This window comes from Streptococcus sp. DD11 (genome assembly GCF_001578865.1).
Lineage (GTDB): Bacteria > Bacillota > Bacilli > Lactobacillales > Streptococcaceae > Streptococcus > Streptococcus panodentis.
The window spans coordinates 218,007-229,638 of the sequence record NZ_KQ969395.1; the positions used below are offsets into that span (position 1 = coordinate 218,007).

6 protein-coding genes are annotated in these 11,632 nt (G+C 48.2%); all 6 read right to left on the reverse strand.

Annotation, left to right across the window (positions count from 1 at the left end; genetic code table 11):
* Positions 1-507: 507 nt before the first annotated feature.
* Positions 508-2,559 carry a C69 family dipeptidase gene (locus tag STRDD11_RS08795; protein ID WP_128837009.1) on the reverse strand — a complete coding sequence of 684 codons (2,052 nt, stop codon included), beginning with the start codon at positions 2,557-2,559 and terminating at the stop codon, positions 508-510.
* A gap of 527 nt (positions 2,560-3,086) precedes the next feature.
* The gene (locus STRDD11_RS08800; protein WP_128837010.1) at positions 3,087-5,102 is read right to left on the reverse strand and encodes a M13-type metalloendopeptidase; all 2,016 of its coding nucleotides are present in this window, start codon (positions 5,100-5,102) and stop codon (positions 3,087-3,089) included.
* A 749-nt stretch (positions 5,103-5,851) separates the two neighbouring features.
* Complete coding sequence (locus tag STRDD11_RS08805; protein WP_128837011.1) at positions 5,852-7,696, reverse strand: carbohydrate-binding domain-containing protein; 1,845 nt, start codon at positions 7,694-7,696, stop codon at positions 5,852-5,854.
* A 381-nt stretch (positions 7,697-8,077) separates the two neighbouring features.
* Positions 8,078-8,941, reverse strand: a complete 864-nt coding sequence (gene tehB, locus STRDD11_RS08810) for an SAM-dependent methyltransferase TehB (RefSeq protein WP_128837012.1) — start codon at positions 8,939-8,941, stop codon at positions 8,078-8,080.
* Positions 8,942-9,422: 481 nt separating this feature from the next.
* Complete coding sequence (locus STRDD11_RS08815) at positions 9,423-11,141, reverse strand: C69 family dipeptidase (RefSeq protein ID WP_128837013.1); 1,719 nt, start codon at positions 11,139-11,141, stop codon at positions 9,423-9,425.
* 261 nt (positions 11,142-11,402) lie between these two features.
* A partial coding sequence (locus STRDD11_RS08820; protein ID WP_206512690.1) for an SsrA-binding protein occupies positions 11,403-11,632 on the reverse strand: 230 nt, incomplete at its 5' end.

Below are 11,632 nucleotides of genomic sequence, written 5' to 3' on the forward strand. Positions count from 1 at the left end.
CGGACTGTGAGAGCCTCGCAGGCTGGGAGTGAAAAGGACTGGGAGACCTTTTCAGCCTGAACTTAGAAACAAAAGAGTGAAGGGAACTAAATTTTTAAAAATTTAGTTCTGTCCCAGCGCCCAGCCGTACGCCAGTACAGCCAGACAGTTTCACTACTAAAAGCAAACTAAAAGACTATAAGCTGACAAAGCAATAAAAGATAAACGGAATAACGTTAAGAGACTATTCCCTCCTCTGTCTCTCACTATTGGGAAGGCAAAAAAAGAAGAAACTTTCGTCTCCGAACAAGTCTAGTATAAAACCGGCCCCCAATCGTGTTGATTGGGGGCCGGCTGCAGGTTTATACTCCTTTGATAATCAAAGATGACGGGCCGGGACAGACTCCCATGATGGCTGTCCCACTGCCTTTATTGGCAGTCACAAAACAGAGCTTTGGGCTGTCTGCATTGGTTGACCCTGTCCTCTTCCATTTTTTGAACATGAATTGGAGTCTTTTGAGTTGACAATCAGTGTTTCTTTGCTTGTTTGAGGACAAAGGCTGCTGCTGCCAGCAGAATAACTCCGACAATTCCCAGAAGGGTAAACTGCTCACCTGTTGATGGCAGGTCTTTTTTCTTGCTTTTGACGGACTGCTCATTTCGGTACTGCACTTGGTAGACAGAGAAATGGTCTGTCGTGAAGCTGATGGTCTGATTTTGGTTGATGGTTACATCAAACTTCTCAACCTGCTTGCCATTTTCATCCAAAGCATAGACAGCATCTACTGGCAGGTCTTTGCGAACTGGGATAGTCACAAGGGTTGGACTGACCTGATGTACGGACTGACCATTGGGAGCAGTTAGGCTGATGTCGTAGGTATCTGTCGGCTGCAGCTTGCTGTCCAGCTTTTTGACAGACAGTTGGATGCCAGCCCTGACCAGCTCAGCATTCTGCAGGCGAATGCCGGTTGCTGCGTCCAGCAGACTGTCCCCCTCTGCACTTTCGACTTTCCGTGTATCAGAACTGCTAGAAGTTGCTGAAGAGGAAGAACTTGACGAACTTTGAGCTGATGATGAGCTGATAGAGTCTTTGTTGGAGCTGGAAGGAGTCGTTTTGGTTGCTTCCTTGATTTTTGCTTCCATTTCTGCTTCCAGATCTTTCATTTCCTTAAAAACTGCTTCTGCCCGCTCTTTGCTTTCCTCGGTCACCTTGGCTGCAGAATCCGGCAGAGCTGCATTGGCCTCATCAAGTCCGGCCTGCTCTTCAATCAGGCGAGCTTCCAAGGCCTTCCACTTGTCTTGGACAGAAGTGCCAAAGAGGTCTGAATGCTTGGCCGCCATATCATAGATATGCGACGCTACCCAGTACCAAGAGTCTGGACTGTAGCTGGTCGTAGGGACCTGATAAGCACTGTAAGTATCGGTAATATTGCCATTGTAAGGCAGATAAGGCGAGAAGCGGGGACTGCCGACTGCCAGCCACATGGTGCCGCCGCCCATGCTGGCCGGCATGCCGTCTTTGAGCTGGAAGATATGGGCTTCCATGACATTGGGATTGCCCAGCGGGTATTTGTAAACAGGATCAACAGCTCCTCGCTGAGGAATTCCTTTGCCGTCCAGCTCCATCTGATCCAGCGGTTTGAACGGGGTCCCCTCAAAGCGGTTGCGCTGCATGGCCATGACATCGGCTACAGAGATTTTCCTGTCGGTGGAGTGCAGAAGGTCAAAGTAAGGGTCATCATAAGACACGCCCGCATTCGGATCGAGACTGGTAATACCGGCCCAGGCGCGGGAGCGGTCAGCCTCTGCCATCGGTGGATTGTAAGACTGGGAGATATGGAATTGACCGTTAATTTCCTTGTACGAATTGGCTTTCTTAGCCACTTCTTCTACACCTTTGGAGGCAATGACATGGTCCGTATCTGAGAAGTTGACACTGCCAAGGAAGAACGTATTAGGGAAAACGGCATACTTATCATCTGGGAATTTGATGGCGACGTATTGGTGGCCGGAGAGGATTTCCATATACCAAACGCCGTCCTTATCGGCAATGGTGACGATATTGCCCTCTGCTGCTCCCTGCTCTTCGACAATCTTTGCCATCAGCTCCACGCCTTCTCTGGCCGTCTGCACATGAGGCAGGACAACTGTCGTCAGGATAGACTCAGCCAGACCGTTGCTGATGTAAGGATCCACCTTCTGAATCGCATCATTAGCCTTGGCTGAAACGGTAGCTGAGATAGATACGCCGTATTCATTGAAGCCGACTTCGTCATAAATCCCGTCTGCAGGGGTCACATCTGATACGGATGTATACTTGTAGCTCTCCTGCGGCAGGGTCCAACTAAAGCCGTTAGACTCATCAACCAGCTTTGCGCCGGCTGCATTGGTCTTTCGGGGATGGACCAGAAAGACTTTGTTATGATTGGGTTCCAAATCCTCCGTCCGGCCGTAAAGCGTCGTGCCGTCCGCCGTCAGATTCTTGCCGACGATAAATCCTGTACAGGCTTCAACCACCTGAAAAGGAAAAAGCAAGACAGTCGACAGAGCCAGAATCGAGCGAAAAAGTATTTTTTTCATAAAATAACTCCTTTGAAGTTTGCAAAATTACAAAACCGTATACCATATCAAGTATAGCTTTTTTTGCTTGTTTTTGCAAGCGGTTTCAATATTTTATTATATAAAATTAAAAAGCGAAAACGGGTTTATCCCTACTGCCATTCAGCAGCAGCCATTTCAGGTCTTTGCCATGAAGGGCATGATAATAAAGCGGCTGCTCCATGAAAATCAGCAGCAAATCAGGCAGGGGCCAGCCGCAGGCCGTACTAGGGTACGGCAAGGCGAGTTAACGACATAATAAAAGATAAACTAAATGACGATAAATAGGCCGAGACAGACTCCCATGATGGCTGTGCCCTCACCCACAGAGGGATGGATCTTTTGGAAGATACCGTATAAAGAACGAATTTTCCCAAGCAAAAAAGCCAGGCAAAACCTGACTTTTAAAAAGCACGGCTGCGGCGGCACAATCCGCAGCCGCGCCAAGTCTTCAAGACTGGATTGGGAAGGATTGCACCAGCTGATGAAGCAAGATGGACAGGCTGGCTTTACCAGACACTGACCCGCTTGTCGGGATCCAGATACATGGCATCGCCTTTCTTAATCTCTGGATAGGTATCATAGAAGGCCTGTATATTTTTGAGCTGCTGGTTGACCCGGAGCTCGGCCGGCGCATGCACATCTATTTTCAGAAGCATTTGATTGAACTGAAGGCTGGATTTATTGCGCCAGATATTGGCATAGTTTTCAAAGTAAAGCTTGAGATCAGCCTTTGGATTTTCTTTCTTAACGACTTCCAGAGTGGCAGACAGGCCGCCTGCATCGGCTACATTTTCTGTCACTGTCAGCTTGCCGTTGACCTTGCCGCCGTAGATTTCGAGGCCGTCCCACTGCTTGGCCACAGCCGCCGTCTTTTCTTCAAAGGCTTTTTTATCAGCTTTTGTCCACCAGTTTTTCATATTGCCTTCTTCATCAAACTCGGCGCCATTTGAGTCAAAAGCATGGGTCATTTCATGGCCGATGACCATGCCGATACCGCCGTAGTTTTTTTCCATATCCTGCTCGGCATCAAAGAAAGGTGCCTGCAGGATTCCTGCTGGGAAATTGATACTATTGTCAATCTGTGAGTAGTAAGCATTGATGTCAAAGGAAGGCATGCTCCACTGTGTCTTATCCACCGGTTCTGAGAAATGATCAATAGCATACTGATTCTTAGCTGTGCTCATGGCAATGGTGTTCTCAAAGAAATTCTTTTGGCTGTCTGTTTTCAGTACCTTGGTCTCCTCCTGGATCTTATCCGGATAGCCGATGCGCAGTATCATACTGTCCAGCTTCTTGACCGCTTCCTGCTTGGTCTCCTCACTCAGCCAGTCGTTTTTCAGCAAGCGTTCCCGATAGACCGTCTTGATACTGTCGACCATCTGAGCGACTTTTTCCTTGGCTTCCTGACCAAAGTATTTTTGTCCATAGTAGAGGCTGAGACTGTCTGCAAAGACTGTCGTTGTCTGGCTGTAGACATCATCCTCTTTTGAAGAGGCTTCCTTGGTCCCCTGCCAAGCCTTGTTAATCTCTGCATAGACCAGACGGTATTGGTCCGTCAAGAGATTGCTTGCCGCGCCGGCCTGTCTGACCAGCATCCATGACTTGAGCTTGGCAAAGTTCTTGTCGTTGACCACTTTGGCGAAATTTTCATAATACTTGGGATTTGGAATGTTGACCTGGTCAACCTCCTGCCCCAAGTAGGCATGGATGATTTCACTGAATTTGAAAGTATCTGAATAGCTGTTGATTTCTTCAACTGTCTTGGGATGAACCTGTTTTTTTATCTCTGATGCTTCCTCGCTGCTTAGGGCGTATTTAGCGATTTCTGCATCAATATCTAGCGCTTCTTTGACAATCCTTTGGCTGTCTTTCTCGCTGTAGCCCAGCAGCTGCAGAGCCTTTTGAGCTGCTTGCTCGACCGGCTGCATCATGCTTTTCTTAGCATTTTCGTCTTGATAGTAGGAGGTATCCGGCAGAAATGTACTTGGAGTTGACAGATGAATCTGCTTCTGATTGGTATTTTCCACATTCACACTGATATCAAAGCCAAAAGGCAGACTGAGACCCCGGCGCTGCCAGTCGGCAGCCTTGGCCGCCAAATCATCCAAGTCTTTCAAATCCTCGATTTCTTTCAAATAGGGCTTGAGAGGATCCAGGCCGTCCTTTTCCCGCTGCTTAAAGTCGGAGCCTTGCTGGTAGTAGCTGATAAAGTCATCCATCCCCTCGATGCTGGACTTCTCTTTTTCGGATGCTAGATTTTTGACATCGCCCTTGAGCCGCTCCTTGACTTCCTCGCCCAGTTCATAAACGACGCTGTTGGCTGGCTGATCGCTGGGAATTTCCGCCTTTTCCAGCCATTTTTTATTGATGGCCTGATAATAATTGCTGCTGACCGTGGCATTTTTATCAACAGGCGTTTCCTGAGGGACAAAGGTCTTGTAGGCCCAATAGCCGCCGGCCGCTACAAGCAGTCCGGTCACCGTCAAAGCAGAAGTCAGAATAATTTTCGTTCTTTTCTTCATGTCTTCCTCCTTTACAGAACGTCAGATATAATTGACTTTTTTATTTTACCCATTTACTTTAACACAATCTTTTTTCTGCGTCAAATAAAAAATGGACAGCGAAAGAAAAATATTTTTTTGCCCTTTTTTTCCTTACATCCCTAGTATGCCATCTAAATTTCAAATATTTATCAAGAATTTCTAAATTATTTCTAAAGTTTTTGACCATTCAGTACAGACGAGGCAGGAGCAGACAGAATGGCTGCTCCTACTCTTTGAAAATCAAAGATGACTCTATTCTTCCCCCTCTGTTCTATCTGCATCGGTTTGCCTCGGCCTCTGCAACTTTCGAAAAGGACAAGTTGGGGATCAGTCAGATCAGACAGTTCTGATTGCCGATGCTGCCCCCAATAAGCTCTCACTTGACAGAAATCGGGCGACAGAAAAGGCGCTATTCCAACTGAATACACGCCTGATTGCTTTTATTTTATAGTACTCTATAAAAATCATCAGCAAACTAGGAAGGGGCTAAAAAGATTCCCCGGACCTTCCCTGCTTTTCCGTTTCCGGGCAGGGGCTAAAAAGGTCCCCCGGACCTTCCCTGCTTTTCCGTTTCCGGGCAGGGGCTAAAAAGGTCCCCCGGACCTTCCCTGCTTTTCCGTTTCCGGGCAGGGGCTAAAAAGGTCCCCCGGACCTTTTTACTCCCCAGACTGTTGGAACTGCCAAAGTTTGAAGAGATGTTCAAAGAGGATAAGATCGATTTCAAATCTTTAATTCCCCTTATCGCTTGGAGGAGTCCCATTCCCGGGAAAGGCAGGGTGATGGCCGTTGGGAAGGAGCGGCACTGTGTCTTTGGAAACCTTTCGGCCTGAGGGGTGGGCTGTCGTTTGCTTGGTCCCCCGAACAGTTGCTTGATGGCCGTCAGAGCTTGTCACCGTGTAGGTTTTTCCGTCCTTGATGTCCTTATCTGAAAAGACAACATGGTCGAAGTCAACCTCCGCCTTGGTCTCCGCAATGAGACGACCTTTGGAATCCCATATCCGAATGGTATCGCCTGCCAAACCGGAGACAATCGCCGCTAGATAAGCCTGTTTGGTGCCGCTTGAGAAGCCCTGAGCAAATCCCATGTGTCCGATGGCCCAGGTCCTTCCGCCGGAAGCAAGGGCTGTGCCGTCATAGTCCAGAGCAGAATTATAATCCGTGACGGACTGTGTTTTTAGACTGCCGCCAGTGATGAGCAAATCACCATTCGAATCCATGCCATCCCCATTTGAAACGGCAGCCACATCAGCCCCTGCTATCACAATCGCCACCTTGTTTTTAATATCGGCTTTGCTGTTAGTCAGGGCTGACAAATCCGCATCATCTTTTCCTGTCCACTCAACAGCATTGATCGCATCATCTCCTGCTTTAATAGTGATATGGCCTTTCTTCAAATGGACATACCGGCCTTCCATGCCTTCAAAGCCTGCCGTAATGGTCAAAGCAGTCGAACCTTTTACGGTTATTTCATCATGAGCTGTGATTCCCTTGTGGGTAGAGGTGATGGTTACTGCCGAATCATTTATCTCTACATCGCCAGCATTGACATCTGTACGATTTCCCGCCTGAATTCCATCATCCCCAGCAGAAATCGTGATAGCTGACTCCTTGATTGTCACGCTGGAAGCAGCATGAATCCCATCCTTACTGGCAGAAGACAGGATTAAGTTGACCTTGTCTGCTTTCAGTCTATCGGCCTTAATAGCATGACCGGCTGTACTGCTGACACTGAAGCTGCTTTTCTTCTTGCTGGAAAGGTAGAGCGCCCCTCCTGTTTCGACAGTATTTTTCAAAGAAGATAAGACAGAGCTGTCTGACAGAATGTTAATCTCTAAGTCTCTTGACGAATAAATGGTTGATTCACTTAAATTGACCGCATCAAACTTGAGCTTTACCCTATCCGTCACCTGATCTGCGATGACAATGCTGTAGCCGCTGGCAGAGCCTGCCAGAGTGTAGGTCCCCGCCGATGTAATGGTGATATCCTTCCCGTCAGCGCTCACACCAGACGAGGAGGTCCTTACTCCTGATGCATCAAAGACAATATCTGCTTTTTTAAAGTTTTGATTTTCCCTGTGTTTTTTTGAATTCTCTTCTTCATCGTCTTCGTCTTCATCATCTTCATCTTCGTCTTCGTCTTCATCGCCTTCCCTTGACGCTGCAGAGGCGGCTGAAGATGACTCGAGCTGAGCGTCCCTGCTGACAGCCTGGCCGGCTGTCCCCTGCTCTCCTTGAGCTGCTTCAGATACTGGGGCAGCTTCCTTGCCGCTTGCCTTGGATTCACTGTCGGCTGCCGGGCTGTCATCTGCCGAAGCGGTCTCAGATAGTTGGCTGCTGTCAGCCGGCTGGTTTTTTTTATCCCCGGTGTCAGCTTCAGCTGTAGCTGAAGATTCTACAGCGCTCTCAGAAACGCTCAAATCATCTGCTGAAACAAGCTGGCCGCTTCCCAGCAAAACAATCGTTCCCGCCAAGGCAATGCCCGTTGCCAGACCTTTGGAAGACTTGCGCTTGACATCGTGGCCCTTAGCCTCCGAAAAAGCACTGCGGTTGAAAAGAATATTTTTATGATACATGATGGTTCCTAGCCCTTCTAAATAGCCGGAAGATGACTTCCGTTAAAGATTGCGTCCTTTCGTTTGCCTTTTATAACCTCGTTAGTTCCCGCACGTCAGTGGAGTGAACAGGTTCGGGGGAACCTTTTCAGTCTGAGCCTAAAAACAGAAAAACGAGGCAGCTGCTGCCATCCTGTCTGCTTCAGCCTCGTTTGCTGATGAGTTTCTTCGAGGAGTAATCGAATATAAAAGACTATATGAAAAAGAACACTTAGCAAGCATTCTTTTTTTACTATTGTTTTATTATATCAAAATTCTGGAAAGTTACAAGACCTTATCAGAAAAATGGTTCTCTTGTATCGGCTGACAGGAGAGGAAGCTTGTTTTGATAGCTGCCGGCTATCAGCGCACCTTCTTAGCCAGCATGGTCGCAAAGCGCAGCTGGATGCGGTTGCCGTCTGCATCGCGGCGGTGCAGATGGCCGGGATTTTCATTGTATTTGACCAAGTCCCAGTCTTTATAATAATCTGCCAGCTCGCCTTCCTTAAAGGTAAAGGGGAAGGGCAGTGGGCAGGGATAGTCCTCTGTATCCATGGCGCAGACAATCAGATTGTAGCCGCCGACTGCGGTCTGCTCCTGCATATTGCGGATAATAGCCGGAATCCGCTCCGCCTGCAGGAACATGAGAACGACCGTAGAGACGATTAAGTCATACTCCTGCGTCAGCTCAGCCGAATGGATGTCATAAAGACCAATCGGCAGATCCAGCTCTTCTTGCTCCACAATGCTTCTGAGGATTTCCAAGGCCAGCTCATTCTGATCCACAGCTGTCACTTCAAAGCCCTGCTTGGCCAAAAAAAGCGCATTGCGGCCCTGACCGCAGCCCAAATCAAGGGCCCGGCCGGGCTGAACTGTCTCCATGGCTTCCAGAACCTCAGAATGCACTGGATTGCTTTGGTACTTTTTGGGGAAATAGTCCTCGGGCTGACAGTAAAATTCCAAATACCACTCTACATCATCTGTCAGAGCCTCCACCCGATGCCAAGCCTGCGGCTGGGCAAAGGGATTGTCCTGACCGGCTTCAAAAATATGCTCTGCCAGCTCCTCCCCTGCCTCTGTCATCTCGACAAATTTCAGCTTGCCTTTGACAACGGTAATCTTGCCCCATGTTCCTTCCTTGGTATTGTGCTTTTTCTTGACCGCTTCCGGCATAGTGGCTGCTGTCCAAAGCGGCATGCGCTTATACATAAGTAAATCCTGTTTCATAGGCTTCCTTTCTGCCTGTTAGGGCTGTCTGATACATTTCCCTTTCATCATACCGAAAAATGCTGTACTTGACAAGCCCTAGGGTCAAGCTCTTCTGATGAATGATTCCTACTCTTCACAATTATCCTCTTTTAGTTTGCTTTTAGCAGTGAAACAGTCTGGGGGAGTGAAAAGGCTTAGGGAGGCTTTTCAGCTTGAGTCTGGACATGAGAAAACGAGGCTGGGAGGGTGTGAAGAGAGCATACGCAGATTGTGCCAAAGAACCAAACTCAAGTTAAAGGGGGCCCAGATATCGTTTTTTAGTTTGCTTTTAGTACGAGGCAACGAGCCGCAGGCTGTACTGGGGTACGGCAAGGCGAGTTAACGACGGAATAAAAGATAAACTAACTGACGATAAAAGATAAACCAAATGCCAATCTCTATATCAAAAGAAAGGACCAAGACAGGCTCAGTCCTTTCTTCACAGGAGGCAGACTCTTTGTCATGATCCTTTTTTCTTACGGGAGCGCTGAAGGGCGATAATCCCCGGAATGATGACAATCAGGGCCAGAATCAGCAGCAGAGCCAGCTGACTGGAGTCTGTTTTCTTCGCTTCTGATTTTTGGGTCTTTGTCTTGCTGTCCTTCTTGTGAGATTTTTCATAGTCAGCCAACAGATTGGCCTTATTGTAGCCAGTATAGACCAAATCGGCATCGTCCCCTTTTTCTTTCTTAATCTTGGCTTCCATCTCCGCTTCGACAGCCTTGATTTCCTTAAAAATCTTTTCAGAGCGCGCCAGTGCTTCCTTGGTCACTTCCGGACCAGCGGCCTGTGCCTGCTCATCCGTATAGGCAGCATACTTGGCGTCGCTGGCTGCCTGCTCCTTGACCCACTCATCTTCCAGTGCTTTCCACTTATCTTGGATACTGCTGCCAAAGATTTCAGGATATTTCATGACCATCTGGTCAATATGCCAGACAGACCAGTACCAGGATTTGCCGTCATATTTTTCAGAGCGGTTTTTGAAGGCTTCATAAGTATCTTCGACATTGCCATAGAAAGGCACATAAGGTGTATTGCGGCTTTGCGCCAATCCCAGCCAAACGACACCGCCAAATTCACTCGGCAGGTCAGACTTGATTTGGTAGACATGGGCATCAATGACATTTTCATTGCCCAGGGCATATTTGTAGACATTTTTATCGTAGTCCTTGCCTACTTCTACTGTGTCGTCCGGCAGAAACTCAGGCAGATTTTCAAAACGATTGCGCTGTTCGCCGATAACATCCTGCACAGTATAGCGTTTGTTCGGGTCGGTCGGCGTCCGCAGCAGGTCGAAATACTTGTCTTCATAAGTTACTTCAGACTGCGGATCCATCCACTTGATACCGGCATAAGTCCGAGAACGGTTCCGCTCGATATAGTCTTCCGGTCCGTAGGATTGGGCAATCATAAAATTGCCGTCCGAATCCGTCTTATAGCTGTCGGCTTTCTTGGCAATGTCTTCTACTCCCTTAGAGGCAATGACATTGTCCGTGTCGCTGAGGTCGACATGGCCCAGATAGTAGGTATTGGCAAAGACGGCATACTTATCCTCTGGGAACTTAATAGCCACATATTGGTGGCCGGAAAGAATCTCCATATACCAGAGCTCATTTTGGTCAGCCGTAACAATGATATTCCCTTCGGCAGAACCTTTTTCATCCAAGGTCTTCGCAACGATTTCAATCGCTTCACGAGCTGACTTTGCCCGCGGCAGGACCAGATCAATCATGGAAGCTTCAGGCAGACCGTCCTTGACCAGGGGATCCGCCGTTAGAATCTTGTCATTCGGTGCTGCAGAGACGGTGGCTGTCATTGATACACCTGCTTCATTGAATCCATGCGCACCAAAGTTGCCGTTGCTGCCGTCTCCGCGCGCAGAATCGTAGGTAGCTGTGTATTTCATTTCATTGGCCAGATGCGGGTAGGTAAAGCCGTTGGACTCATCCTCAATCTGGTCGCCTTCTTTATAAGTTTTGGCTGGAACGACCACATAGTTTTGATTATGCCGTCCGCCGTCAGGAGCATACGGATAATCCTCCGTCCGGCCGTAGAGAGTTGAGCCATCTGCCGTCAGTCCTTTCCCAACGATAAAGGCTGAGCAGGCCTGCGCCACCTGTACCGGCAGCATGGATAGCAGCATCACAAGAAACATCATCTTGAACAAGACTTTCTTCATCGTCTTTCTCCTTTATAAAAGATAGGGGCCTCAAAACTCACAGAGCAAATTCTCAGGCCAAGTCCAGTTGACTGCAAGCAGGACCGGGAAGCCCCGGTCCAAGCAATATAAAGATTCTACCAACATTCCACCCTTAGTATATCCCTTTAGGAGGAGCTTTGCAAGCGATTACACAAAATATATTAAAATATTTTAATATTCAATAAAAATCATATAGAACTGCTGACTGATGCAGCAAAAAAAGACCGGACCTCCGATCTTTCATCTCGTATTAAAGTTCTTCATCTGCCGTGCGATGTCACGGTTTTGCTCGCGGCGCTTGATAGACTCGCGCTTGTCATAGTCGTGCTTCCCTTTGGCCAGGCCCAAAAGCAGCTTAGCGTAGCCGTCCTTGAGATAGACCTTGAGCGGCACCAGCGTCATCCCAGTTCCCTTGGTCTCCTGCTCCAGCTTTTGGATCTGCTTCTTGTGCAGCAGCAGCTTCTGCGGCG